The organism is Pseudomonas putida (assembly GCF_003228315.1).
Taxonomy (GTDB): domain Bacteria; phylum Pseudomonadota; class Gammaproteobacteria; order Pseudomonadales; family Pseudomonadaceae; genus Aquipseudomonas; species Aquipseudomonas putida_S.
Genome location: NZ_CP029693.1, coordinates 2,948,479 through 2,974,531 on the forward strand (window position 1 = coordinate 2,948,479; position 26,053 = coordinate 2,974,531).

The window sequence follows — 26,053 nt, forward strand, 5'->3', positions numbered from 1 at the left end:
TACCTTTCTTGTTGTTATGCGTTGCAAGTCTGGTGCTTGCGCTGCATGGGATTTTAAACAGCGGACATCCCTTCGCAGGTAACGAAGGGACGCGGGAATGTCACCACATGGTTACACAGCTGGTTACATAGCTGATTACAAAGCAGCGCTCTGGGACAACTGTCCCAGCGCCGTGGCCATGCTTGGCGCCAGGGGCAGGCGCGGGATCAGCAGCGCCTGCCAGGCGTGATAGAGGTCGGGTTTTCCGGCCCAGATGTCGGCGCTCGGGCGGTTCAGCGGGTCGAGTTCGTGGTGCCAACTGCCGTCACAACGGTCGATGAAATGCTGCTCGCAAAATTCCCAGAACAGCCGGTACCAGTGCTCGTATTGCGCCTCGCCGGTGCGCTTGAGCAAGGCGCTGGCGGCGGCGCTGGCTTCGCAATGGGTCCAGTGCAGACGATGGCGTACCACCGCGCGATTGTCCCAGTCGAGGGTGTAGACGATGCCCGGCGCGCCATCGACGTCCCAGCCATTGAGGCAGTTTTGTTCGAAGAGTTTTTGCGCATCGGTGACCAGCCATCCCGGCGTGAGCATGCCGGCGCGCACCCGCGCAGCCTCAAGGTGCAACACCAGTCGCGCCCATTCGAAGCCGTGTCCCGGCGTGGTGCCGTAGGGGCGGAAACCGTCGGCAGGATTGTCGTGGTTGTACTCGCGCAACGGCTGCCAGTCGCGGTCGAAATGTTCGATCACCAGGTAGCCATTGGCGGCGGCGTGACCGTGAATCACCCGCTCGACGATGCGCTGGGCGCGGCACAGCCAGCGGTTGTCATTGGTGACATCGGCCAGTGCGAGGAACGCTTCGGTGGCGTGCATGTTGCTGTTGGCGCCCCGGTACGCCTCTTCTTCACTCCAGTCGCGGTTGAAGAATTCGCGCATGGCGCCTTCCTCTTCGCTCCAGAAATAGGTGTCGATGATGTCGATCGCATCTTCGAGCAAGGCCTGTGCGCCGGGACGCTGCGCCACCACCGCGGAGCTGGCGGCGAGCGCCACGAAAGCATGCAGGTAGGCGTTCTTGCCGGTGTTGCCATCGCGGTGTTCGGCCACGGCGAACCAGCCGCCATGCAATGCATCGCGCAACGGCCCGCGCAGCGCCTGGATGCCGTGATCCACCAACTCGGCGAACCCCGGCAGGCCCTGGATATGGGCCATGGCGAAGCTGTGGGTCATGCGTGCGGTGTTCATGGTTTCGGCTTGCGCGTCGGCAGGCAGGCGACCTTTTTCGTCGAGATTGCCGAAGCCGTCAGGCAGCTTCGAGGCTTTGGCAAACGCCAGCAGGCGCAGGCCTTCGGCGGCGAGCCATTGCTGATGGGCGGGTGCATTCAGCCAACTGCTGAAGGCAGGTTGGAAGTGGTCCATGGGGGGCCTTTTTTGTTGTTATGACTGAGGGGCAGTCTAAACAACGGGCTGGGGCGGGCTTGTAACGAAGGGGGCGAGTTATGTCACCGGCTTGTGACAATTGCCTTGGGGAATGTGTTGAATGATCTGACGCCATCGCGAGCAAGCTTTGCTCCCACAGGTAACACGCACAACTATGGGAGCAAAGCTTGCTCGCGATGAACGATAACGCGGTCTTCAGTCAACGCTGCGAGGCAACTGCAAGGTCACCCTTAACCCACCCTCACGCAAATTCTGCAAACTCACTTCCCCACCATGGCTATGGGCAATGTTGCGCGCGATGCCCAGCCCCAACCCATAACCCTGCTGCTGCCCGGCCAAACGAAAGTGCGGTTCGAACACCTGCTCCAGCCGTTGCTCGGGTACCCCCGGCCCTTCGTCGTCGACGTGCAGCACAAACGCACTCTCGTCGTCATCGATGTGCAGGTGGGCGTTCTGGCCATACTTCAGCGCATTGTCGATCAGGTTGCCGATGCAGCGCTTGAGCGCCAGGGGTTTGCCCGGATAACTGGCCAGCGCGCGCCCCTGCTGGGTCACTCGACCGTTGCCGTTGGGCGACAGGTACGGCTCCACCAGGCAATCGAGCACGTAGTTGAGATCCACCGGTTCGATGTTTTCGTGGATGTCGGTGTCCTTCACGCATTGCAGCGCGCCCTTGACCAACAGCTCCAGCTCATCCAGGTCGCGACCGAACTTGGCTTGCAGCTTTTCGTCTTCCAGCAGTTCAACCCGCAAACGCAGACGGGTGATCGGCGTGCGCAGGTCGTGGGAGATCGCACTGAACAATTGGCTGCGTTCGGTCAGGTAGCGGCTGATGCGCTCGCGCATGGTGTTGAAGGCGCGGCCGACCTCAACCACTTCACTGCCGCCGCCCTCCGCCACCGGCTCTACATCCGCCCCCAGCGACAACTCCCGCGCCGCCCGCGCCAGGCGCTTGAGCGGTCGGCTCTGCCAATGCACCAGCAGACCGATGAACAACAGCAAAAAGCCGCTGGTGAGGACGATGAACCACACCTGCTGCGCCGGCAGGCCCTGCTCTTCCAGACTGGTGTAGGGCTCGGGCAACAGCGAGGCGATGTACAGCCATTCGCCCGGCGCCATCTGGATCTGCGTCACCAGCACTGGCGGGTTGACCGGTTCCAGGGTCAGCGCGTAGTGCGCCCAGGAGCGCGGCAATTCATCGAGTTTCAGGCCGCCATTGAAAATCCGCAGGTCCTCGGGGCTGACGAACGACACCGAAATGTCGGTGTCCTGCCCCAGGGACTGGCGCAGCACTTCGTCCACCGCCTGCATCACCGCCGCCTTGCGCGGGGTGATCGGCAGCACTTCCATGCCCAGGGGTTTGTCGTTGAGGGTCACCACGAATCGCGTGCCGCCCATGCTGCGCAACTGGTCGAGCACCAGCGGCCGATAGGCCACCGGCAGCGAACGCAGGTAGCTGACGCTGGCGTTCATTGAATGGGCGAGGCTGCGGGCGCTGGTGACCAGACCTTCGAGCTGCGTGGCGCGCAGTTGCGACACCCAGATCACGCTCGACAGCGTCTGCGCGAACAACACCGCCAGCAAGGTCAGCAGCAACATCCGTCCGAGCAGCGAACGCGGCACCGGGATGCGTCGCACCAGCTTGCGCAGGGACTCAGTGACCATTGCTGGCGACCACATTGGCGGCCAGTTGATAGCCGCTGCCGCGCACGGTGCGGATCAGCCGTGGCGGTTTTTCCGTGTCGCGCAGGCGCTGGCGCAGGCGACTGACCGCCATGTCGACGATGCGATCGAGCGGCATCAATTCGCGGCCACGGGTGGCGTTGCCGATGGTGTCGCGGTCGAGGATTTGCTGGGGGTGATCGAGGAACAGTTTCAGCAAGGCGAAATCGGCGCCGGACAGAATCACTTCTTCGCCATCGATGTGAAACAGGCGGTGGCTGACCATGTCCAGGCGCCAGTCATCGAAGGCCAGGACCTCACCGCCATTACGTTCCTGACCGAACTGGGCGCGGCGCAACAACGCCTTGATGCGGGCCTGCAGTTCACGAGGACTGAAGGGTTTGCCCAGATAATCGTCGGCGCCCAGCTCCAGGCCGATGACCCGGTCGGCCTCGTCGGAACTGGCGGTGAGCATGATGATCGGCACCTGTGCGCGCTTGGGATGCTGGCGAATCCAGCGACACAGGCTGAAGCCGTCTTCGTCGGGCAGCATCACGTCGAGGATTACCAGATCGCTCGGCTCGTCATTCAGGGCCTGGCGAAAACCGGCGCCGTCGGGCGTGGTGCGGACCTGGAAACCGGCGCGGGTCAGGTAGGTGTCCAGCAACTCGCGGATCTCTTGATCGTCATCGACCAACAAAATCGATTTGTTGACTGAGCTCACTTCGAAGGCGTCCTTGTTGTTGGAATTGGGCGGATTATGCCTTAAGCACCACTTTTACTAACAACACAGAACAACTGTAGGAGCGAGCCTGCTCGCGATAGCGGTCTTGCATCCAACATTTCTGCTGACTGACACTCCGTCATCGCGAGCAGGCTCGCTCCTACAATTTGATTGCATTTCAAGCGGGGATTGATTGCTCCAGTGCTACACCGGCACCCACCAACCCGGAATACGGCGCCGTCACCAGCCACACCGGAATCCCCTTGAAGTAATCGCTCATGCAGCCCTTGTCGGCAAAGCACCGCGCAAAGCCGCTTTCGAGGAAGAAATCGGCGAAGCGCGGAATCACCCCGCCCACGATGTACACGCCACCGCGTCCGCCGGTGGTCAGCACGTTGTTGCCGGCCACGCGGCCGAGCCAGCAGCAGAATTGTTCGAGCACTTCCAGCGCGATCGGATCGCCCGCAAGACCCGCCGCAGTGATCGCTTCCGGGGTGTCGAGCACAGGTTCATGCCCATCCACCGCGCAGATCGCCCGATAGACACGAGGCAAGCCGCCACCACTCAACGCGGTTTCCGCGCTGACGTGCCCGATCTCATTGAAGATGTGCTGCCACAGTTGAGTTTCGCGCGGACTGCTCAGCGGCAAGTCGACATGGCCACCCTCGCCCGGCAGCGCGGCGAATCGCCCTTCGCCCAGATTGAGCAAGGTGCCGACGCCCAGGCCAGTGCCCGGACCGATCACCACCGCCGGGCGCATCGGCTCCGGCGTGCCTTCGCAGACCACGCGGTATTCCCCCGGCTGCAAACGAGTCATGCCCAGGGCCATGGCGGAGAAGTCGTTGACCAGCAGCAACTGGTCGACCTGCAAGGTCTGGCAAAAGCCCTTGCGGCTCAGGCGCCAGTGGTTGTTGGTGAACTTGAATTCGTCGCCGCTCACGGGACCGGCCACCGAGAGGCACACCGAACCGATCGAACCCGGCGCCAGGCCCAGCCCGCCCAGATACAGGCTGATCGCCTCTTCCGGGCTGGCATGGTCGGCCGTCGCCAGCACCTGGACCGATTCCAGCTGCTGGTTTTTCCACAACGCGAAGCGTGCGTTGGTCCCACCGATGTCACCGACCAAAGCCAGTTTCAATTAAGCGTCTCCAGGGCAGAAGTGAAGGCGCTGGCGCCCTGCTCCGCCGAGCTGAAGGCCATGCGCATGAAACCGAACAGCTCGCGACCGGTGCCGATGTTGTTGCCCAACAGGCCCTTGGCCGGCGTGCGCGCGGCGAATTCTGCGGCGTCCACCTTGATCTCCAGGGTGCCTTTGACGCCATCGACGCGGATGATATCGCCCTCTTGCACCCGCGCCAAAGCGCCGCCCACATAAGCCTCGGGACTGACGTGAATGGCCGCCGGGATTTTCCCCGACGCGCCGGACATGCGCCCGTCGGTGACCAGTGCGACTTTAAAGCCGCGATCCTGCAGTACGCCGAGAAACGGCGTCATTTTGTGCAGCTCCGGCATGCCGTTGGAGCGCGGGCCCTGGAAGCGCATCACCGCGACGAAATCCTTCTCCAGCAAACCGGCCTTGAACGCATCGGCCAGGTCCTGCTGATCCTGGAACACCATGGCCGGTGCTTCGACGATCTGGTTTTCCAGCGCCACTGCCGAGACCTTCATCACCCCGCGACCGAGGTTGCCTTCCATCACTCGCAAGCCGCCCTCTGGTGAGAACGCGCGGGCGACCGGGCGCAGGATGCTTTCGTCCATGCTGTCGGTGATGCCTTCGCGCCAGACCAGTTCGCCGTTGTCGAGGAACGGCTCCTGGGTGTAGCGGCGAAGGCCCGGGCCCATCACGGTGTTGACGTTTTCGTGGAGCAGCCCGGCGTCCAGCAGTTCGCGGATCAGGAACGACATGCCACCCGCTGCCTGGAAGTGGTTGATGTCGGCCTTGCCGTTCGGGTAGACGTGGCTCAGGGTCGGCACGACTTCGGAGAGGTCGGCCATGTCCTGCCAGGTCAACTGGATGCCCGCCGCCATGGCGATGGCCGGCATGTGCAGGGTGTGGTTGGTCGAGCCGCCGGTGGCATTCAGGGCGACGATGGAGTTGACCAGCGAACGCTCGTCGACGATTTCACCGATCGGCATGTAATTGCCATTCTGCTTGGTCAGGCGCGTCACTTGATGCGCCGCTTCGCGAGTCAGGGCATTACGCAATGGCGTGTTCGGGTTGACGAAGGATGCGCCCGGCAGGTGCAGGCCCATGACTTCCATCAGCAACTGGTTGGTGTTGGCGGTGCCGTAGAAGGTGCAGGTACCGGGGCTGTGGTAGGAATTCATTTCCGATTCCAGCAGCTCTTCGCGGCTGGCCTTGCCTTCGGCATAGCGCTGGCGCACATCGGCTTTCTGCTTGTTGGAAATGCCCGAGACCATCGGCCCGCCCGGCACGAAGATCATTGGCAGATGACCGAAACGCAGCGCACCCATCATCAGGCCGGGGACGATCTTGTCGCAGATGCCGAGCATCAGCGCGCCATCGAACATGTTGTGGGACAACGCCACGGCGGTGGACAGCGCAATCACTTCGCGGCTGGGCAGGCTCAGCTCCATGCCCGGCTCGCCCTGGGTCACGCCATCGCACATGGCCGGGGTGCCGCCGGCGAACTGGCCGACCGAACCGATCTCGCGCAGGGCCTTTTTAATCAGCTCCGGGAAGACTTCGTACGGCTGGTGCGCCGAGAGCATGTCGTTATATGACGAAACTATCGCGATGTTGGCGGAGTTCATCATCCGCAGGCTGTTCTTGTCATCGCTGCCGCAGCCGGCCACGCCGTGGGCGAAGTTGGCGCATTGCAGTTTGCCGCGCATCGGACCGTCGCTGGCGGCATCGCGGATCAGTGCCAGGTAAGCCTCACGCGTGGCGCGACTACGGGCGATAAGGCGTTCGGTGACCTCAAGGACGCGGGGATGCATGTGTAGAACTCCAGGCTAACGGATGTGGCGGACCTGATTGTCTATGCTGATCAAACGCCGATGTCGTTGGGATGACGGACGGTTTTGTTGATCGGTTGGACCAGTTGGTTCAGGTCACTCGTTGTAGAATGAATAAAATATTGCCATCAAAAAGGCTTGTTTTCTATTTTTTTACGAATAATCTTGTTATTCCAACAACAAAACGACGGTAGCGCTGATATATGACTCTTCGAATCGCAATCAATGGTTTTGGCCGTATCGGTCGTAACGTCCTGCGCGCACTCTATACCCAGGGCTACCGTCAGGATCTGCAAATCGTCGCCATCAACGACCTGGGCGATAGCGCGATCAACGCTCACCTGCTCAAGTACGACACCGTTCACGGCACATTCGACGCCGATGTGCAGCACGATCAGGAAAGCCTGACCGTCAATGGTGACCGTATTTCGGTCAGCGCCATTCGCAATCCCGCCGACCTGCCCTGGGCCGCTGAAAAAATTGATGTGGTATTCGAATGCACCGGTCTGTTCACCGACCGCGCCAAAGCCGCCGCGCATATCACCGCCGGCGCCCGCAAAGTGATTATCTCGGCACCGGCCAAGGGCGCCGATGCCACCGTGGTGTATGGGGTCAACCACGACATCCTGCGCCAGTCGCACCAGATCATTTCCAACGCGTCGTGCACCACCAACTGCCTGGCCCCGGTGGCGCAGGTGCTGCACCGCGAACTGGGCATCGAAAGCGGCCTGATGACTACCATTCACGCCTACACCAACGATCAGAACCTGACCGATGTCTACCACAGCGACCCGTACCGCGCCCGCTCCGCCACCCAGAACATGATCCCGAGCAAGACCGGCGCCGCCGAAGCGGTCGGCCTGGTATTGCCGGAGCTGGCGGGCAAGCTGACCGGCATGGCCGTGCGCGTACCGGTGATCAACGTGTCGCTGGTGGACCTGACCGTGCAGCTCAAACGCGAAGCGAGTGCAGAAGAAGTCAACGCGCTGCTCAAGCAGGCCAGCCAGCACTCGAAGATTCTTGGCTACAACGCTCTGCCGCTGGTTTCCAGTGACTTCAACCACAACCCGCTGTCGTCGATCTTCGACGCCAACCACACCAAGTCCAGCGGCAAGCTGCTCAAGGTGCTGGCCTGGTACGACAACGAATGGGGCTTCTCCAACCGCATGCTCGATAACTGCCTGGCGCTGTGTAACGCCGAGTAAACCGCGCCTGTTCCCTGTAGGAGCGAGCCCGCTCGCGATGGACTCAAGATCACCACGGGGTGTCAGGTTTCCCGCGTCATCATTGACGACCATCGCAAGCAGACTCGCTCCTACAGGGTGCGTGTCATTTCTGGAGCAACCATCGAGATGATCGGAATCAGCTTCACCGAAAAAACCATGGCCGCGCGCAAGCGCATCGCCCTGGTCGCCCATGACCACTGCAAAGTGTTTTTGCTGGACTGGGCCGAGCGCCAGAAAGACCGGCTCGCCCAGCATCAACTGGTCGCCACCGGCACCACGGGTTTGTTATTGCAACAACGTCTGAACCTTCCGGTGGAGAGCATGATCAGCGGCCCGCTGGGTGGCGACCAGCAGCTCGGTGCGCAAATTGCCGAGCAACGGGTCGACATGCTGGTGTTCTTCTGGGACCCGTTCGAGCCGCAACCCCACGACCCGGACATCAAGGCCTTGCTGCGAGTCGCCGCGGTCTGGAACATTCCCGTGGCCTGCAATGAATGCAGCGCCGACTACCTGCTCAGCAGTCCGTTGATGGATCAGGCGCACCTGCACCGGATTCCCGATTACGCCACGTATTTGCAGGGCCGCGTCTGACGCTCGGAAAAATCAGCACTTGACCAGCGCAGTGGATGATAAGCATTATCATTCGCTCGAAATGGATCAGGTCCTCCCGTGAGTCAATCGCGCTTCAACGACGTCTTCATCACCCAGCGAGTCTCCCTGCTGCGCACGCTGGAGCGGATGGTCAACAACCACAGCACCGCCGAGGATCTCCTGCAGGAGACTTACCTGCGGGTGACCCGCGCGCTCAGCGAGCGGGCCATCGATCATCTGGAACCCTTCGTTTTCCAGACTGCCCGCAACCTGGCGCTGGACCACTTGCGCGCGCGGCGCATCCACTCGCGAACCATGGTCGATGACGTGCCGCTGGAGGTCGTGGAAAGTGTCGCCGCCCCGGCCAGCAGCGCCGAGGATGCCGCCCATGCCGAACAACTGCTGGAGCGTTTGAACGTGCGCCTCGGTCAACTCAGCCCCCGCCAGCAACAGATCTTCATCCTCAGCCGCCTGCACGGCCACAGCTACCTGGAGATCGCCGAAAAACTCGACGTCTCGCAGAGCACCGTGCAGAAGGAACTGAAACTGATCATGAGCATCTGTATCGGCCTCGCCAACCGCTCGAACGGCCGCTGAGTCGTCCGTGTCTCGACGCCTTTGTTCTTCAGGGCTACCCTTGCCCCTCTTTTGCGCTTCACTAAAAAAACAGCCGTGCACAGACACTGCCGAGGAAACACCGTGACGGACACCCACCGCTCCCCTTCGCCCTCCCCGGCGCAGGATTCTGCAGACGCGATGGACCAGGCTATGGACTGGCTGATCGTGCTGGACAGCCCGAGCGAAGAACAGTCTCGCCAGTTCCACGCCTGGCTCGCCGCCGACCCGGCAAACGCCGAGGCCTTCGCCAGGGCCCAGGCGATCTGGAACGGCCCGCAAGTCACGCAATGCGCGCAAAGCCTGGCGTCGCGCCCAGCCAAAGTCACTGTCCTGTCGCGCCTGCGTCCGCACTGGAAGCCCCTGGCCACCGCCGCCGTGCTGATCCTCGGTTTGTTCAGCTTCGGCAACCTGCCGATGCGACTACAGGCCGATCACCTGACCGTGGTCGGTGAGCGCCAGCGTCTGCAACTGGAGGACGGCTCCAAGGTTTTGCTCAATACCAACTCGGCGTTTTCCAGCACCATCAACGATCAGCAACGGGTGGCGCGCCTGTATCAGGGCGAAGCGTTTTTCGAGGTGCAGCCCCATCGCGGCCAACCGCTGGAGATCGATGCAGGCCCGGTCACCGCCAGCGTCCGCGACACCGCCTTCGCCGTGCGTTACCTCGATGGCGTGACCCAGGTGCGTGTGCAGCGCGGGGATGTCGATTTGCGCGCCACTCGCGATGACGCGCGGGTGCGACTGACCGCCGGTGAAAGCATTCGCATCGGCCCTAACGGCTTCGACCGCCCGGCCAAGCTCGATGCCGCCACCGACCTGGCCTGGGTCCAGGGTCGCCTGGTGTTCGAAAACTGCCCGCTGAGCCAGGTGCTGGCGGAACTGCGGCGCTACTACCCGGGCTGGATCATCAACACCAACGAGCAGTTGGCGGATGTGGCGGTCACCGGAAACTACCGTCTCGACCAGCCATTGGACGTGGTTCGTTCACTGGCGCACATCACCTCGGCGCGACTCAAGGAATTCCCCGCGCTGGTGATCTTGAACTGAATGAGAATTATTTTTACTCGATAGCCGAAGCTCGTACGTCTCGTTATAGCCAATGCAATTGATTCGCATCTTCTGATGCCCATCAGCACCTATAAAGATTCGTGCGACACGGAGCGCTATCGATGTCCTCTCGCCTCACCCGCCAGTCCTCTTCACCGTCCTATGTGCTGTCGCTGCTGACCGCTGCCATCCTGATGGCCGGCACCGCGCAGGTCTCGGCCGCCACTGCCGAACAGCCGAGCCGCAGCATGGGCGACTATTCGTTCGCCATTCCAAAACAGCCACTGGTGTCGGCGCTCAACGCATTCACAACCGTGACAGGCTGGCAGGTCGGCTTCTCCGCTGAACTGGCGCAAGGCATGGAGTCACCGGGCGTGCGCGGATCGTTGTCGCCAGAGAAGGCGCTTGATCAGCTATTGGTGGGGACCCACCTGAGCTATCGCAAACTGAGCAGCAACAACATCATTCTCGAACCACGCAATACTCCAGGCGCACTGAATCTGCAGCAGGTCACCATCAGCGCCACTCGCCAGGAACAAGACATCAACAGTGTGCCCAGCACCGTCACGGTCCAGACCCGCGAAGATCTTGACCGCAACAACGTTAACAACATCAAGGATCTGGTTCGTTACGAACCGGGCGTTTCGGTAGGCGGCACCGGCACCCGTGCCGGTCTTTCCGGCTACAACATCCGCGGTATCGATGGTGATCGCGTATTGACCCAGGTCGACGGCGTGCAAGTGCCCGACGGCTTTTTCAATGGCCCGTATGCCCAGACCAACCGCAACTATGTCGACCCGGAAATCGTCAAGCGTGTGGAAATCCTGCGCGGCCCGGCGTCGGTACTGTATGGCAGCAACGCCATCGGCGGCGCCGTCAGCTACTACACCCTCGACCCGGACGACATCATCAAGCCAGGCCAGGACGTCGGAGCACGCCTGAAGACCGGCTATAGCTCGGCCGATGACAGCTGGCTGACCTCCGGGACCGTGGCCGGACGCACCGGCGACTTCGATGGCCTGTTGCATCTGAGCCAGCGCAACGGTCATGAAACCGAGTCCTACGGCGAGACCGGCGGCACCGGTCTCAATCGCACCGAGGCGAACCCCGAAGATGTGCGCACCACCAACGTCCTCGCCAAACTGGGCTGGAACTACGCCGACGACGCACGCTTCGGCCTGACCTACGAGCATTACAAGGACGACCGCGACACCAATCAGTTGAGCGCCGTCGGTGGCCCGTTCAACGCAGGACGCGGTTTTGGCTTCTACAAATCCCGCACCGGCAACGACACCATCACCCGCGAGCGGTTCGGCCTGGATCACAGCTTCGCGCTGGACAGCCTGCTGGCGGACAACATCAAGTGGACCTTGAATTACCAGATCGCCAAGACCGACCAGAGCACCGAAGAAATCTACGCGCCGTCACGCACCGTGCTGCGTAACCGAAATACCACCTACAAGGATCGCCAGTGGGTGTTCGACGCCCAGGCAGACAAGGCGTTCGCCATCGCCGACACCGACCACGTCGTGACCTACGGCACCACCCTCAAGCAGGACAAAGTCACCGGCCTGCGCACCGGCACCGGCACCTGCCTGACCGTGGCCAGTACGTGCCGCGTCGTTGGCGCCGTGAGCCCCGCCGACACCTTGACCCCGGCCAGCGATTTCCCGGACCCGACCATCAACACTTACAGCCTGTTCGCCCAGGACCAGATCGCCTGGAACAACTGGACCTTCGTGCCGGGCCTGCGCTACGACTACACCCAACTCAAGCCGCACCTGACCAAGGAATTCCTGGCCACGGCCGACCAGAGCGGCAACGGCGAAGTGAACGACGACGAAAAGACCTGGCATCGCCTGTCGCCGAAATTCGGCACGACTTATCGCTTCAATGACCATTACACCTGGTACGGCCAGTACGCCGAAGGCTTCCGCACGCCAACCGCCAAGGCGCTGTATGGTCGCTTCGAAAACCTGGCGGGCGGCTATCAGGTCGCGCCCAATCCCGACCTCGAACCGGAAAAGAGCAAGAGCTACGAAACCGGCCTGCGCGGCCAGTTTGACGCCGGCACCTTCGATGTCGCGGTGTTCTACAACAAATATCGCGATTTCATCGACGAGAACGCCATCACCCCCGGCTACACCGAGACCACGTTCCAGAGCAATAACATCAAGCACGCCACCATCAAGGGCCTGGAACTCAAGGGACGCTTGAACCTGGACACCTTCGGCGCGCCAAGCGGCCTCTACACCCAAGGCTCGGTGGCTTACCTGTATGGTCGCAACGACGACAGCGGCGAGCCGCTCAACAGCATCAACCCGCTGACCGGCGTGTTCGGCCTCGGCTACGACCAGGACAAATACGGCGCCTTGCTGAACTGGACCCTGGTCAAGCGCAAGACCCGGGTCGACAGCACCAGCTTCAACACACCGGATGGCACCAGCACCCAGTTCAAGACACCGGGTTATGGCGTGCTCGACCTGGCGGGCTTCTACAAGGTGACCGACGACGTGACCGTCAACGCGGGCCTGTACAACCTGACCAACAAAAAGTACTGGGAATGGGATGACGTGCGCGGCTACGACAGCGTCGGCGAAGCCTCGGTGACACAACCGGCCAACCTCGATCGCCTGACCCAGCCGGGCCGTAATTTCGCGATCAATCTGGTGTGGGATATCTGACCTCGATTACCTCGTTGCGCGACTTGATTGCAGCCGTGCAACGAGGATTTTTTACTGTCCGGCACCTGCTCATTCGTCTCGTTACCAGGCACTTCTCTTTCTCAAGGATTCCCCATGACCACCCAGGACACCGCTGCACGTCCGGCCTTGCGCTCGCAACGCCTGAACCAGATCACCCACGAACCCCACAGCAAACTCGACGCCCTGGTCAAAGCCCACGCCCCGTTCGAAACCCAGGCCAGCTTCGCCCGCTTCGTGGTGGCGCAGTACCTGTTCCAGTCGGAACTGGTGGCGCTGTACAACGATGCCGAACTGACTGCCATCGTTTCTGACCTGCCCGAGCGCTGCCGCGCCGAAGCGGCCAAGGCCGACCTGGCGGATTTGGATACCGAAGTGCCGGCTCCGGTGGCAGGTGCCGTCAACAACCCAAGCAAGGCCGAGGCGCTGGGCTGGCTGTTCGTCTCGGAAGGTTCGAAGCTCGGCGCGGCGTTTTTGATCAAGCGTGCAGTGGGCCTGGGCTTGAGCGAAACCTTCGGTGCCCGCCACCTTGGCGAACCGGCCGGCGGCCGCGCGCAAGGCTGGAAGAATTTCGTCAAAATCCTTGATGAGCTGGAGTTCAGTGCAGAGGAAGAAGCGCTGCTGGATAAAGGCGCCATTGATGCGTTCAACCGCTTCACGGTGTTGCTGGAACAGGCTTACACCCCGGAACTCGCCTAACCCACCTCCCTGTAGGAGCGAGCATGCTCGCGATGGTTGCCAACGATAACGCTGGCTGCCTGATGCCCCGCGGTGTGTGGAACTCCATCGCGAGCATGCTCGCTCCTACAGGTGAATCTCGATCAAGCCTGAGCCCATGCCCGCCACCTCCAGACTCACCCGCCTGCTCTTCGGCCTGCTGGCCTATGTCAGCCTCGGCATCGGCCTGATCGCCATCGTCATCCCCGGCCTGCCGACCACCGAGTTCATTCTGCTCGCCGCCTGGGCCGCCACCCGCAGCTCGCCGCGCCTCAGTGCCTGGCTGGAAAACCATCGGCTGTTCGGGCCGATCCTGAGCAACTGGCGCAACGGCAAGGTCATCGCGCGCCGGGCCAAGGTCAGTGCCACTGTCAGCATGTTGTCATGTGCAACCTTGATGCTGGTGATGCTCGATCACGGCTGGCCGGTCTATCTGGCGATTGCCGGCATGACCCTGGGCAATCTGTGGATCTGGTCGCGACCGGAAACACTGCCAAAAACCGCCTGATTTTTTCCGAGATTTTCCCTGTTTTTCTGCCGTTTTTCGGCACATTTTTCCGCGCAAACGGTCAACCACTACCGTTCGTCGGATTGCCATTCATGCACCTCACCGCTGCGCCGATGGGAAATGAATGGCGCTGAATGGATTTGGCGCGTCGAGCCGCAATGGCTCACAGCCAAACATTCATCCATTCGCGAGTTCGCCCTATGTTCGACTCACTGTCCATCCGCCTGAAAACTGTCCTGCTCTCCGGCTTGTGCCTGCTTGGCGTCGTTGCGCTGATCGTCGGCATGAACCTCTACCAGACCCATCAGAATGATGAACTGGTCAGCGATTCCAGCAGCAGAATGCTCACCGTCAATGTGCAGAGACAGCTGCAGGCCGAGGCTGACGAACAAGCGGTACGGGTGCAGAAGACTTTCGGCGAAGCCCAGACAGTGGTCACCGCCCTGGCGGATCAGATCAAGGACATGCGCACGATGGCGGCCAAGCGTTCGCTTGAGCCGGGCGCGCTGCGTGAAGAATTGAATCAGAGCCTGAAAACCGCCTTCGAACGCAACGGCAAGGTGCTGGGCATCTGGCTGGCATTCGAGCCCAACGGCCTGGACGGCAAGGACAGTGAGTTCGTAGGCGACGCCGCCCGCCAGTCCAACGAGATCGGTCGTTTCGCCACCTATTGGAGCCGTGCCGGGGGCGAAGCGCTGAATACGATCATGGTCGAAGAGGACATGACCAAGACCACCCTGAACCTCAGTGGTACGCCCTACAACGTCTGGTACACCTGCCCCCGGGACAGCAAGCGCACCTGCCTGCTTGACCCGTATGCCGATACCGTCGGCGGCAAGGAAGTGCTGATGACCACCATTTCCGTGCCACTGCTGGTCGATGGCAAGTCCATCGGTGTGGTGGGTATCGACATCGCCCTCGACTCCCTGCAAGCGGCAGCGGTCGTCTCCCAGCGGGAACTGTTCGACGGTGCCGGACATATGCTGATCGTCTCCGGCACGGGCGTGTTGGCGGCTTACAGCGCCGATGCGACGAAAGTGGGCAAGAACATCGGCGACACCCTCGGTGCGCAAGGCAAAGACATCCTGCAATTGCTCGGCGCTGGTGAGTCGAAGATTCTCGAACAGGACGACCTGATTCGCTCGGTGAACCCGGTCAGCCCGATCAGCGACGCCAAGCCTTGGGCGGTGGTCATCGGCCTGCCAAAACAGGCGTTGCTGGCCGACGCGGTAAAACTGCAAGGGCAACTCGAAGAGGCCCGGCAAACCGGCACAATCCAGACGATAGCTGTTGCAATCATCGCCGGCCTGATCGGCCTGCTGCTGATCTGGCTCACCGCCTCCGGCGTTACCCGTCCGATCAACAGCGTGGCCGAGATGCTCAAGGCCATTGCCAGCGGCGACGGCGATTTGACCCAGCGTCTGCGCTACAGCAAGAAAGATGAATTGGGCGAGCTGGTCAGTTGGTTCAACCGCTTCCTCGACAAGCTGCAACCGACCATCGCGCAGATCAAGCAAAGCATCACCGACGCCCGTGGCACCGCCGACCAGTCTTCGGAAATCGCCCGCCAGACCAGCGAAGGCATGCAGCTGCAGTTCCGTGAAATCGACCAGGTGGCCACCGCGTCCAACGAAATGAGCGCCACCGCCCACGATGTCGCCAACAGTGCATCGAACGCCGCCAATGCCGCCAAGGGTGCCGACCAGTCGGCCCGCGATGGCATGCAGATCATTGAGCGCAGCACCCGCGATATCAATGAATTGGCCGATGAAGTCAGCAAGGCCGTGACTGAAGTCGAAGCACTGGCGGTGAACAGTGAACAGATCGGTTCGGTACTGGAAGTGATCCGCAGCATCGCCGAGCAGACCAACCTGCTGGCGCTCAACGCGGCAATCGAAGCGGCCCGTGCCGGTGAAAGCGGTCGCGGTTTTGCGGTGGTCGCCGATGAAGTGCGCAACCTGGCCAAACGCACCCAGGACTCGGTGGAGGAAATTCGCCTGGTGATCGAGCGCATCCAGAGCGGCACACGCGGTGTGGTCGCCACCATGCATTCGAGCCAGACCCAGGCCCACAGCAACGCCGGGCAGATCCAGCAGGCGGTCCAGGCCTTGAGCAAAATCAGCGACGCGGTGACGGTCATCAGCGACATGAACCTGCAAATCGCCAGCGCCGCCGAGCAACAAAGCGCCGTGGCCGAAGAGGTCAACCGCAATGTGTCGGCGATTCGCACCGTTACCGAAACCTTGACCGGGCAGGCTACCGAATCTGCACAGATCAGCAGCCAGCTCAACAACCTCACGACTCACCAGATGAAATTGATGGATCAGTTCCGGGTGTAGCTTTTCTGTAGGAGCGAGCCTGCTCGCGATAGCGGTTTAACACTCAATGGCGATGTTGAATGGCACACCGCAATCGCGAGCAGGCTCGCTCCTACAGGGGGATTTCATCCGGTCCCGCCTTTTTTTGATCTATCCTCGCCCTCTCGTTCCGGAGGGCCTTCGATGACTGATCTGCTCACGTCCATTCAAGCCGCACTCGGCTTGCCGCACACGCCAATCCCGTTCACCTCCAGCGGCGCCCTGCCCTCGGCGTTCGCCGTTACCGACCTGGCTTGCGCCAGCATCGCCGCCGCCGGCCAGGCCATCAGCGAACTTCTTCATCAGCAGACCGGACGTTTGCCGGGCCTGGAAGTCGACCGGCGCCTGGCCTCGTTCTGGTTCTCCAGCTCGATCCGCCCGCTGGGCTGGAGCGTTCCGCCGTTGTGGGACCCGGTCGCCGGTGACTATGCCGCGAAGGATGGCTGGATCCGCCTGCACACCAACGCCCCTCATCACCGCGCCGCCGCCGAGTCCGTGCTGGGCGCCTGTGCCGACCGTGTCGCAATGGCGAGCAAGGTGGCGCAATGGAGCACGGGCGATCTGGAGCAGGCGGTAGTCGATGCCGGTGGCTGCGCCGCCGAGATGCGCAGCTGGGCGCAGTGGCAGGTACATCCGCAAGGCCAGGCCGTGAACGGTGAACCACTGGTTCAGTTCGATCATCACGGCAGCGCCAACGCCAAACCGTGGCAAGGCTCGGTAGCGCAACCGCTGGCTGGAATCAAAGTGCTCGACCTGACTCGCGTGCTTGCAGGTCCCGTCGCCAGCCGTTTTCTGGCGGGGCTCGGTGCCGACGTCTTGCGCATCGATCCCCCGAGCTGGAATGAACCCGGGGTGATACCGGAAATGACCCTGGGCAAACGTTGTGCGCGCCTGGACCTGCATGACAGCGCCGATCGCAACCTCTTCGAAAGCCTGCTCAAGGACGCCGACATCGTGCTCCACGGCTATCGCGCCGATGCGTTGGAGCGCTTGGGATACGGCATCACCGAACGGCAAAAACTCGCCCCCGGCCTGATCGACGTCAGCCTCAACGCCTATGGCTGGAGCGGCCCGTGGCAGAACCGCCGTGGCTTCGACAGCCTGGTGCAGATGAGCAGTGGCATTGCCGAAGCCGGCATGCAGTGGAAACAGGCAGACAAACCGACGCCCTTGCCGGTGCAGGCGCTCGATCAAGCCACCGGGTACTTGATGGCGGCCAGTGCGATCAAGCTATTGGCAGATCGCTTGAACAACGGACGAGGTGGATCGGCGCGACTGTCGTTGGCGCGTACGGCGAAGTTGTTGATCGAGCATGGAGCCGGCATCGACGATCCGTTGCGGGCGGAGGATGAAGCGGATCAGGGGATGCTGGTGGAACAGACGCCGTGGGGACCTGCGCACCGACTGCATGTGCCGTTGAAGATTACTGGCACGCCGTTGCAATGGACCATCGCCGCCTCTGAATTGGGTTCACACCGCCCGCAGTGGTGGTGACTGACAGATCGCCATCGCGAGCAGGCTCGCTCCCACAGGGGCAACCTCGAACCTGTAGGAGCGAGCCTGCTCGCGATGGCGCCCGAACGGCCAGCGAAGACTCAGGATCTGCTCAGTCGCTACGACTCAACGACGTCCAGAGCAACTGCGCCGCATACCCCCGATACGGCCGCCACGCTTCAGCCCGCGCCAACAACTGACGCGCCGTCACCGCCTCGCCCTCAAGCGCCGCCAACGCATTGATCAACCCCACATCCCCGTTCGGAAACCCATCCAGCTCGCGCAACTGCCGCAGGGCAACGTACTGCGCGGTCCAGTCGCCAATGCCGTACAACGCCAGCAACCGCGCCACGCCTCCTCCACGGCCCGGCTCGAACAGCAACGGATCATCCAGCAGCGCCTGGGCCACGCCGGACAAGGTTCGGCCACGGCTTTTCGGCATGCCCAATGTCGCCAGGTCCGCCGCCGCCAGTACCTCGGCCTCGGGAAACACGTGCGTCAGGCCACCACGTGGCAAGGCCAGCGGCGTGCCGTAGCGGGCCACCAGTTTCCCGGCCAGCTTGATCGCCGCCACCACCGTGATCTGCTGCCCCAGCACCGCACGAATCGCCAGTTCCAGCCCGTCCCATGCCCCAGGAACCCGCAGCCCCGGACGCTCGGCGATCAAGCGCGCCAGCAGCGGATCATTCGCCAACTGTCGATGGATGGTGCCCAGGTCGGCATCCAGATCGAACATTCGCCTTACTCGCGCGACGATCTCGGGCACGGCCGTCGGGTCGGGAAAATCCAGCGACAGCTCCAGCGAATCCACCGCCTCAGGCCTGATCGACAGGGTTCCGTGGACACCGTTCAAACCGATGCTGCGCGAGTAAGCACCGTCCACCACCTCTTCCATGCCGGCAATCGCCCGCGCCGACAGGAAACCGAGCATGGCGGGCCAGTCAAAGGGTGGTTGAAATTTCAGCGACAGCTTCATGGTGCCCCTCAAATTGATCAGTGCGACCAGATTATCCTTTTGTGGGAGCGAGCCTGCTCGCGAAAGCGGAGTGTCGGCCAACACTGCTGTCCACTGACACACCCTCTTCGCGAGCAGGCTCGCTCCCACAGTGAAAACTTCGTTGCTCCAAGTGCGCCGGATTTCACCAATCGCCCGCCCCAAGGCATACTTGCCACCCTCCGCACTGCAGAACCCGAACCGCCCCATGCGTATCCACGTCAGCTTCATCGACCGCGTCGGTATTACCCAGGAAGTCCTGGCTTTACTCGGTGGACGCAATCTCAATCTGGATGCGGTGGAAATGGTGCCGCCCAACGTCTACATCGACGCCCCGACCCTGAGCCCGGACGTGCTCGAAGAGCTGCGCGATGCCTTGCTCAGCGTGCGCGGCGTGCAGGCGATGACGGTGGTCGACATCCTGCCAGGCCAGCGTCGGCACTTGCAGCTAGACGCCTTGCTCGCGGCCATGACCGATCCTGTGCTGGCTTTGGACAGCGCCGGCAAGGTGCTGCTGGCCAACCCCGCGCTGATTGCCCTGTACGGTCGCGAACCAGCCGGTGAAAGCATTGCCGATCTGTTCGCCGATCCGGCCTTGCTCGATGCCTTGCTGGAGCACGGATTTCGCTTGCCGCTACGGGAAATCACCGTCAACGGCCAGACACTGCTGCTGGACGCCACGCCCATCACCGACGCCGGTGCCCTGCTGACCCTGTATCAACCGAACCGCATCGGCGAACGCCTGTCGGCGCTGCACCACGACCATGCGGAAGGTTTCGATGCACTGCTGGGCGACTCGCCGGTGATTCGCACGCTCAAGGTTCGCGCGCAACGGGTTGCGGCCCTTGATGCGCCGCTGTTGATCCAGGGGGAAACCGGCACCGGCAAGGAACTGGTGGCGCGGGCTTGCCACGCCATCAGTGCCCGGCACAACTCGCCGTTTCTCGCATTGAACTGTGCGGCATTGCCGGAGAACCTCGCCGAAAGCGAACTGTTCGGCTATGCCCCCGGCGCCTTCACCGGTGCGCAGCGCGGTGGCAAGCCCGGCCTGATGGAACTGGCCAACCAGGGCACGGTGTTTCTCGACGAGATTGGCGAGATGTCGCCGTACTTGCAGGCCAAGTTGCTGCGTTTTCTCAACGACGGCAGTTTTCGCCGGGTCGGCGGCGATCGCGAAGTGAAGGTCAACGTGCGCATCCTCAGCGCGACCCACCGCGACCTGGAAAAAATGGTCAGCGAAGGTCTGTTTCGCGAAGACCTGTTCTATCGCCTCAATGTGCTCAACGTCGAAGTCCCGCCACTGCGAGAGCGCGGTCAGGACATTCTGCTGCTGGCCCGCTACTTCATGCAGCAGGCCTGCGCGCAGATCCAGCGCCCGGTCTGTCGTCTGGCGCCGGGCACGTATCCGGCCCTGCTGGGCAACCGCTGGCCGGGCAACGTGCGTCAACTGCAAAACGTGATTTTCCGCGCCGCGGCCATTTGCGAAAGCAGCCTGGTGGACATCGGCGACCTCGACATCGCCGGCACTTCGGTGGCCCGCCAGAGCGACCACGAGGTCGACAGCCTGGAACAGGCGATGGATGAGTTCGAGAAGACCCTGCTGGAAAAGCTTTACGTCAGCTACCCCTCGACCCGGCAACTTGCCAACCGCCTGCAAACCTCCCATACGGCCATTGCCCATCGGTTGCGCAAGTACGGGATTCCCAACAAGGCTTAGGTCCTGTCTGATCTGCGACACCGGACCATTGTGGGAGCGAGCCTGCTCGCGAATACGGTATGCCAGCCTGCATTGATGTCGACTGACACTCCCTCTTCGCGAGCAGGCTCGCTCCCACAGGTTTGGTGTTGATCTTCAAATCGCTCCAAAAACGACCTCCACCTGTACTGAAAGCGCTACAGCGGAACGATATCGCTACACCCCTCTGTAATCATGGCTGTGCAAGGCTTTGATCCACTTCGGCTTTTCTCCTCGCTTGAGCCTGTAGCGATTTCGCTACAGCGCCTCATTTCCTCGCACCCTGAAAACAACATAAATCATTGATTTATAACAATAAAATAACATTGGCCGCGTTCTTGCTATGTATCTGCTCATAAATCAGGGCAATAGCCCGAGCATTCAATCGCGTCCACCAGACGAGTCTGGCCCCTTAGGAGTTTCCATGAGCGAGTTGCGTTTTACTGAAGATCACGAATGGCTGCGTACCGAAGCTGACGGCACTGTCACCGTCGGCATCACCGCTTTCGCCCAGAACGCCTTGGGCGACGTGGTTTTCGTACAACTGCCTGAGCTGCAGTCCTACGACAAAGGCGCTGAAGCCGCCACCGTGGAATCGGTAAAAGCCGCCAGCGGCGTGTACATGCCGCTGGACGGTGAAGTGCTGGAAGTGAACCCGGCGCTGGACAACGCTCCGGAACTGGTCAACGAAGATCCGCTGGGCGAAGGCTGGTTCTTCCGCTTCCAGCCAACCGACGCCGATGCTGTCGCCAAACTGCTGGATCAGGACGCGTACGACCGTCTGATCAAAGCCCAAGCCGAAGCCTGAGGACTACGAACATGACTCAACCAAGCCTGACCACCGCCAACGAATTCATCGCCCGTCACATCGGCCCGCGCGCCGGTGACGAGCAAGCCATGCTCAACAGCCTCGGCTTCGATTCCCTGGAAGCCTTGAGCGCCAGCGTGATTCCTGACTCCATCAAGGGCACCAGCGTGCTCGGCCTGGAAGACGGCCTGAGCGAAGCCGACGCCCTGGCGTTGATCAAGTCCATCGCCGGCAAGAACCAGCTGTTCAAGACCTACATCGGCCAGGGCTACTACGGTACCCATACACCGTCGCCGATCCTGCGCAACCTGCTGGAAAACCCGGCCTGGTACACCGCCTACACCCCGTACCAGCCGGAAATCTCCCAGGGCCGCCTCGAAGCGCTGCTGAACTTCCAGACCCTGATCAGCGACCTCACCGGCCTGCCGATCGCCAACGCCTCGTTGCTCGACGAAGCCACCGCCGCCGCCGAAGCCATGACCTTCTGCAAGCGCCTGAGCAAGAACAAGGGCAGCCACCTGTTCTTCGCTTCCGTGCATTGCCACCCGCAGACCCTCGACGTGCTGCGCACCCGTGCCGAGCCGCTGGGCATCGAAGTGGTGGTGGGCGACGAGCGTGAGCTGACTGACGTCAGCGCGTTCTTCGGCGCCCTGCTGCAATACCCGGCGAGCAACGGTGATGTCTTCGATTACCGCGAGCTGACCGAACGCTTCCACGCCGCCAACGCCCTGGTGGCCGTGGCCGCCGACCTGCTGGCCCTGACCCTGCTGACCGCGCCGGGCGAATTCGGCGCCGACGTGGCCATCGGCAGCGCGCAGCGTTTCGGCGTGCCGCTGGGCTTCGGTGGCCCGCACGCCGCTTACTTCTCCACCAAGGATGCGTTCAAGCGCGACATGCCGGGCCGTCTGGTCGGCGTGTCCGTAGATCGTTTCGGCAAGCCGGCCCTGCGCCTGGCGATGCAGACCCGCGAGCAGCACATCCGTCGCGAGAAGGCCACTTCGAACATCTGCACCGCGCAAGTGCTGCTGGCCAACATCGCCAGCATGTACGCGGTGTACCACGGCCCGAAAGGCCTGACGCAGATCGCAAACCGTGTGCATCACCTGACGGCGATTCTGGCCAAGGGCCTGAGCAGCCTCGGTCTGCAGGTTGAACAGGCCAGCTTCTTCGACACCCTGACCGTGAAAACCGGTGCGAACACCGCCGCCCTGCACGACAAGGCCCATGCACAGAAGATCAACCTGCGCGTGGTGGACGCCGAACGTCTGGGCCTGTCCCTCGACGAAACCAGCACCCAGGACGACGTCGAAACCCTGTGGTCCCTGCTGGCCGACGGCAAGGCGCTGCCGGACTTCGCCGCCCTCGCCGCCTCCGTGCAAGCCACGATCCCGGCCGCGCTGGTACGCCAGTCGCCAATCCTCAGCCACCCGGTGTTCAACCGCTACCACTCGGAAACCGAGCTGATGCGCTACCTGCGCAAGCTGGCGGACAAGGACCTGGCACTGGACCGCACCATGATCCCGCTGGGCTCGTGCACCATGAAACTCAACGCCGCCAGCGAAATGATCCCGGTAACCTGGGCCGAGTTCGGCGCCCTGCACCCGTTCGCCCCGGCCGAGCAAAGCGCCGGCTACCAGCAACTGACCGATGAACTGGAAGCGATGCTCTGCGCCGCCACCGGTTACGACTCGATCTCGCTGCAACCGAACGCCGGTTCGCAAGGTGAATACGCCGGCCTGCTGGCGATCCGCGCCTACCACCAGAGCCGTGGCGAAGACCGTCGCGACATCTGCCTGATCCCGTCGTCAGCCCACGGCACCAACCCGGCCACCGCACAGATGGCCGGCATGCGCGTGGTCGTCACCGCCTGCGATGCCCGCGGCAACGTCGACATCGAAGACCTGCGCGCCAAGGCCATCGAGCACCGCGAACACCTCGCCGCGCTGATGATTACCTACCCGTCTACCCACGGTGTGTTCGAAGAAGGCATCCGCGAAATCTGCGGCATCATTCACGACAACGGCGGCCAGGTGTACATCGACGGCGCCAACATGAATGCCATGGTCGGCCTGTGCGCACCGGGCAAGTTCGGCGGCGATGTTTCGCACCTGAACCTGCACAAGACCTTCTGCATTCCTCATGGCGGTGGCGGCCCGGGCGTTGGTCCGATCGGCGTGAAATCGCACCTGGCGCCGTTCCTGCCGGGCCACGCGCACATGGAGAACAAGAAAGGCGCGGTCTGCGCCGCGCCGTTCGGCAGCGCGAGCATTCTGCCGATCACCTGGATGTACATTCGCATGATGGGTGGCGCCGGTCTGAAACGCGCCTCGCAGCTGGCGATCCTCAACGCCAACTACATTTCCCGTCGCCTGGAAGAGCACTATCCAGTGCTGTACACCGGCAGCAACGGCCTGGTGGCGCACGAGTGCATTCTCGACCTGCGTCCGCTCAAGGACAGCAGCGGCATCAGCGTCGATGACGTGGCCAAGCGCCTGATCGACTTCGGTTTCCACGCCCCGACCATGTCGTTCCCGGTGGCCGGCACCTTGATGATCGAGCCGACCGAAAGCGAATCCAGGGAAGAACTGGACCGCTTCTGCGACGCCATGATCCGCATCCGCGAAGAAATCCGCGCGGTGGAAAACGGCACCCTGGACAAGGACGACAACCCGCTGAAGAACGCCCCGCACACCGCGGCGGAACTGGTCGGCGAGTGGTCGCACCCGTACAGCCGCGAGCAGGCGGTGTATCCGGTTGCTTCGCTGATCGAAGCCAAGTACTGGCCGCCGGTCGGTCGCGTCGACAACGTGTTTGGCGACCGCAACCTGGTTTGCGCTTGCCCGTCGATCGAAAGCTACGCTTAAACCAATGCGGGGGCGGGTTCGCTCGCCCCTTTCAAGAACACCGCATTCCCTTGTAGGAGCGAGCCTGCTCGCGATGACGGACTGACATTTCCCATTTGTGTCGACTGATAGACCGCTATCGCGAGCAGGCTCGCTCCTACAGGAGATTGCACCCGGCTCTACATTGCGCCAATTCCTATAACAAGAAACCGGAGAACAACCATGTCGCTTAGCGTGTTCGACCTGTTCAAGATTGGCATCGGCCCCTCCAGTTCCCACACCGTCGGCCCGATGCGCGCAGCCGCGCGTTTCGTCGAGGGCTTGCGTCGTGAAGGACTGCTGACGGCAACCACCAGCGTCAAGGTCGAGCTCTACGGCTCGCTCGGTGCGACCGGCAAGGGTCACGGCAGCGACAAGGCCGTGTTGCTCGGCCTGGAAGGCGAACACCCGGATACCGTGGACACCGAAACCGTCGCCGCCCGCCTGCAGGAAATCCGTGGCAGCGGACGCTTGAACCTGCTCGGCGAACACAGCATTGCGTTCAACGAGAAAGAACACCTGGCGATGATTCGCAAACCGTTGGCCTATCACCCCAACGGCATGATTTTTCGCGCCTTCGACGCTGCGGGCCTGCAAATCCGCAGTCGTGAGTACTACTCGGTCGGCGGCGGTTTTGTCGTCGATGAAGACGCCGCCGGCGCCGATCGCATCGTCGAAGACGCCACCCCGCTGACCTTTCCCTTTAAAAACGCCAAGGAACTGCTCGGTCACTGTGCCACCTACGGTCTGTCCATCAGCCAGGTGATGCTGACCAACGAAAGCGCCTGGCGCCCGGAAGCGGAAACCCGCGCCGGTCTGCTGAGGATCTGGCAGGTCATGCAGGATTGCGTTGCTGCCGGTTGCCGTAATGAAGGCATCCTGCCCGGTGGCTTGAAGGTCAAGCGCCGGGCGACCGCGCTGTACCAGCAATTGTGCAAGAACCCTGAATCGTCCCTGCGCGACCCGTTGTCGGTGCTCGACTGGGTCAACCTGTACGCCCTGGCGGTGAACGAAGAAAACGCCAATGGCGGGCGCGTCGTCACCGCACCGACCAATGGCGCGGCCGGGATCATTCCGGCGGTGCTGCATTACTACATGCGCTTTATTCCCACGGCGAACGAGGACGGGGTGGTGCGCTTTCTGCTCACCGCTGCGGCCATCGGCATTCTGTACAAGGAAAACGCCTCGATCTCCGGCGCCGAGGTCGGTTGTCAGGGCGAGGTCGGGGTCGCCTGCTCGATGGCGGCCGGTGCGCTGTGCGAGGTGCTTGGCGGCACCGTGCAGCAAGTGGAAAACGCTGCGGAAATCGGCATGGAACACAACCTGGGCCTGACCTGCGACCCGATTGGCGGGCTGGTACAGGTCCCTTGCATCGAGCGCAACGCCATGGGCTCGGTCAAGGCCATCAATGCGGTGCGCATGGCCATGCGCGGTGACGGACATCACTTCGTCTCCCTAGACAAGGTCATCCGCACCATGCGCCAGACCGGCGCCGACATGAAAAGCAAATACAAGGAAACCGCCCGTGGCGGTTTGGCGGTCAACATTATCGAGTGCTGATGTGCGCTCACCTGCATAAGCACTTTTTCAGGA

The 26,053-nt window shown here is 62.2% G+C and carries 18 protein-coding genes and 2 pseudogenes; 14 read left to right on the forward strand and 6 right to left on the reverse strand.

Translation table 11 applies throughout. The annotated features are described in order from the left end of the window. Positions 1 to 135 precede the first annotated feature (135 nt). The 5 genes from DKY63_RS13685 to edd all read right to left on the reverse strand — a co-directional run bounded on the left by DKY63_RS13685 (position 136) and on the right by edd (position 6,763). Positions 136 to 1,395 (reverse strand): AGE family epimerase/isomerase, encoded by a 1,260-nt coding sequence (locus DKY63_RS13685; protein ID WP_110964585.1) that lies wholly within the window; start codon positions 1,393 to 1,395, stop codon positions 136 to 138. Positions 1,396 to 1,611: 216 nt separating this feature from the next. Then, complete coding sequence (locus tag DKY63_RS13690) at positions 1,612 to 3,081, reverse strand: ATP-binding protein (RefSeq protein ID WP_110964586.1); 1,470 nt, start codon at positions 3,079 to 3,081, stop codon at positions 1,612 to 1,614. After that, entirely contained in the window at positions 3,071 to 3,802 is a 732-nt protein-coding gene (locus tag DKY63_RS13695) for a response regulator (protein WP_110964587.1), read from the reverse strand. Before DKY63_RS13695 ends, DKY63_RS13690 begins: the two co-directional genes overlap by 11 nt. A gap of 178 nt (positions 3,803 to 3,980) precedes the next feature. Beyond that, complete coding sequence (locus DKY63_RS13700) at positions 3,981 to 4,940, reverse strand: glucokinase (protein ID WP_110964588.1); 960 nt, start codon at positions 4,938 to 4,940, stop codon at positions 3,981 to 3,983. Then, positions 4,937 to 6,763, reverse strand: a complete 1,827-nt coding sequence (edd, locus tag DKY63_RS13705) for a phosphogluconate dehydratase (protein WP_110964589.1) — start codon at positions 6,761 to 6,763, stop codon at positions 4,937 to 4,939. The genes DKY63_RS13700 and edd overlap by 4 nt, the downstream gene beginning before the upstream one ends. 221 nt (positions 6,764 to 6,984) lie before the next feature. Here edd and gap point away from each other — a divergent pair, with 221 nt between their 5' ends. From gap to DKY63_RS13755, 10 genes and pseudogenes are all read left to right on the forward strand, one after another. After that, the gene (gene gap / locus DKY63_RS13710; protein WP_110964590.1) at positions 6,985 to 7,986 is read left to right on the forward strand and encodes a type I glyceraldehyde-3-phosphate dehydrogenase; all 1,002 of its coding nucleotides are present in this window, start codon (positions 6,985 to 6,987) and stop codon (positions 7,984 to 7,986) included. Between the two features lie 147 nt (positions 7,987 to 8,133). Then, positions 8,134 to 8,598, forward strand: coding sequence for a methylglyoxal synthase (locus tag DKY63_RS13715; RefSeq protein ID WP_110964591.1), 465 nt, complete (start codon positions 8,134 to 8,136; stop codon positions 8,596 to 8,598). Positions 8,599 to 8,676: 78 nt separating this feature from the next. Further along, positions 8,677 to 9,195, forward strand: coding sequence for an RNA polymerase sigma factor (locus tag DKY63_RS13720; RefSeq protein WP_110964592.1), 519 nt, complete (start codon positions 8,677 to 8,679; stop codon positions 9,193 to 9,195). Between the two features lie 102 nt (positions 9,196 to 9,297). After that, positions 9,298 to 10,263, forward strand: coding sequence for a FecR family protein (locus DKY63_RS13725; RefSeq protein ID WP_110964593.1), 966 nt, complete (start codon positions 9,298 to 9,300; stop codon positions 10,261 to 10,263). 122 nt (positions 10,264 to 10,385) lie between these two features. Further along, positions 10,386 to 12,947, forward strand: a complete 2,562-nt coding sequence (locus tag DKY63_RS13730) for a TonB-dependent receptor (RefSeq protein WP_110964594.1) — start codon at positions 10,386 to 10,388, stop codon at positions 12,945 to 12,947. A 114-nt stretch (positions 12,948 to 13,061) separates the two neighbouring features. Next, entirely contained in the window at positions 13,062 to 13,664 is a 603-nt protein-coding gene (locus DKY63_RS13735; protein WP_110964595.1) for a biliverdin-producing heme oxygenase, read from the forward strand. A 136-nt stretch (positions 13,665 to 13,800) separates the two neighbouring features. After that, complete coding sequence (locus DKY63_RS13745; RefSeq protein WP_110964597.1) at positions 13,801 to 14,190, forward strand: YbaN family protein; 390 nt, start codon at positions 13,801 to 13,803, stop codon at positions 14,188 to 14,190. A gap of 473 nt (positions 14,191 to 14,663) precedes the next feature. Then, positions 14,664 to 15,623 (forward strand): annotated as a pseudogene (locus DKY63_RS33080) (PDC sensor domain-containing protein); the annotation flags it as partial. Positions 15,624 to 16,004: 381 nt separating this feature from the next. Then, a pseudogene (locus tag DKY63_RS33085) lies at positions 16,005 to 16,529 on the forward strand (methyl-accepting chemotaxis protein); the annotation flags it as partial. 162 nt (positions 16,530 to 16,691) lie between these two features. After that, positions 16,692 to 18,041 carry a CoA transferase gene (locus DKY63_RS13755; RefSeq protein WP_110964599.1) on the forward strand — a complete coding sequence of 450 codons (1,350 nt, stop codon included), beginning with the start codon at positions 16,692 to 16,694 and terminating at the stop codon, positions 18,039 to 18,041. Positions 18,042 to 18,153: 112 nt separating this feature from the next. Here the strand turns inward: DKY63_RS13755 and DKY63_RS13760 are convergent, their stop codons facing one another. Then, positions 18,154 to 19,017, reverse strand: a complete 864-nt coding sequence (locus DKY63_RS13760) for a DNA-3-methyladenine glycosylase family protein (protein WP_110964600.1) — start codon at positions 19,015 to 19,017, stop codon at positions 18,154 to 18,156. Between the two features lie 226 nt (positions 19,018 to 19,243). On the opposite strand from DKY63_RS13760, the gene DKY63_RS13765 reads away from it, so the two are divergent. The 4 genes from DKY63_RS13765 to DKY63_RS13785 all read left to right on the forward strand — a co-directional run bounded on the left by DKY63_RS13765 (position 19,244) and on the right by DKY63_RS13785 (position 26,020). Beyond that, the gene (locus tag DKY63_RS13765) at positions 19,244 to 20,752 is read left to right on the forward strand and encodes a sigma-54-dependent transcriptional regulator (RefSeq protein WP_110964601.1); all 1,509 of its coding nucleotides are present in this window, start codon (positions 19,244 to 19,246) and stop codon (positions 20,750 to 20,752) included. Between the two features lie 442 nt (positions 20,753 to 21,194). Further along, entirely contained in the window at positions 21,195 to 21,578 is a 384-nt protein-coding gene (gene gcvH / locus DKY63_RS13775; RefSeq protein WP_110964603.1) for a glycine cleavage system protein GcvH, read from the forward strand. An 11-nt stretch (positions 21,579 to 21,589) separates the two neighbouring features. After that, the gene (gene gcvP / locus DKY63_RS13780) at positions 21,590 to 24,442 is read left to right on the forward strand and encodes an aminomethyl-transferring glycine dehydrogenase (RefSeq protein ID WP_110964604.1); all 2,853 of its coding nucleotides are present in this window, start codon (positions 21,590 to 21,592) and stop codon (positions 24,440 to 24,442) included. 201 nt (positions 24,443 to 24,643) lie between these two features. Beyond that, positions 24,644 to 26,020: an L-serine ammonia-lyase gene (locus DKY63_RS13785; protein ID WP_110964605.1), complete on the forward strand. Its 1,377-nt coding sequence runs from the start codon at positions 24,644 to 24,646 to the stop codon at positions 26,018 to 26,020. Positions 26,021 to 26,053: the final 33 nt, after the last annotated feature.

What these genes read in the sequence shown, in the direction of transcription:
- DKY63_RS13685 (WP_110964585.1), bottom strand. Translation starts at nt 1,395, where the DNA reads ATGGACCACTTCCAACCTGCCTTCAGCAGTTGGCTGAATGCACCCGCC.
- DKY63_RS13690 (WP_110964586.1), bottom strand. Translation starts at nt 3,081, where the DNA reads ATGGTCACTGAGTCCCTGCGCAAGCTGGTGCGACGCATCCCGGTGCCG.
- edd (WP_110964589.1), bottom strand. Translation starts at nt 6,763, where the DNA reads ATGCATCCCCGCGTCCTTGAGGTCACCGAACGCCTTATCGCCCGTAGT.
- gap (WP_110964590.1), top strand. Translation starts at nt 6,985, where the DNA reads ATGACTCTTCGAATCGCAATCAATGGTTTTGGCCGTATCGGTCGTAAC.
- DKY63_RS13715 (WP_110964591.1), top strand. Translation starts at nt 8,134, where the DNA reads ATGATCGGAATCAGCTTCACCGAAAAAACCATGGCCGCGCGCAAGCGC.
- DKY63_RS13730 (WP_110964594.1), top strand. Translation starts at nt 10,386, where the DNA reads ATGTCCTCTCGCCTCACCCGCCAGTCCTCTTCACCGTCCTATGTGCTG.
- DKY63_RS13735 (WP_110964595.1), top strand. Translation starts at nt 13,062, where the DNA reads ATGACCACCCAGGACACCGCTGCACGTCCGGCCTTGCGCTCGCAACGC.
- DKY63_RS13745 (WP_110964597.1), top strand. Translation starts at nt 13,801, where the DNA reads ATGCCCGCCACCTCCAGACTCACCCGCCTGCTCTTCGGCCTGCTGGCC.
- DKY63_RS13755 (WP_110964599.1), top strand. Translation starts at nt 16,692, where the DNA reads ATGACTGATCTGCTCACGTCCATTCAAGCCGCACTCGGCTTGCCGCAC.
- DKY63_RS13760 (WP_110964600.1), bottom strand. Translation starts at nt 19,017, where the DNA reads ATGAAGCTGTCGCTGAAATTTCAACCACCCTTTGACTGGCCCGCCATG.
- DKY63_RS13765 (WP_110964601.1), top strand. Translation starts at nt 19,244, where the DNA reads ATGCGTATCCACGTCAGCTTCATCGACCGCGTCGGTATTACCCAGGAA.
- gcvH (WP_110964603.1), top strand. Translation starts at nt 21,195, where the DNA reads ATGAGCGAGTTGCGTTTTACTGAAGATCACGAATGGCTGCGTACCGAA.
- gcvP (WP_110964604.1), top strand. Translation starts at nt 21,590, where the DNA reads ATGACTCAACCAAGCCTGACCACCGCCAACGAATTCATCGCCCGTCAC.
- DKY63_RS13785 (WP_110964605.1), top strand. Translation starts at nt 24,644, where the DNA reads ATGTCGCTTAGCGTGTTCGACCTGTTCAAGATTGGCATCGGCCCCTCC.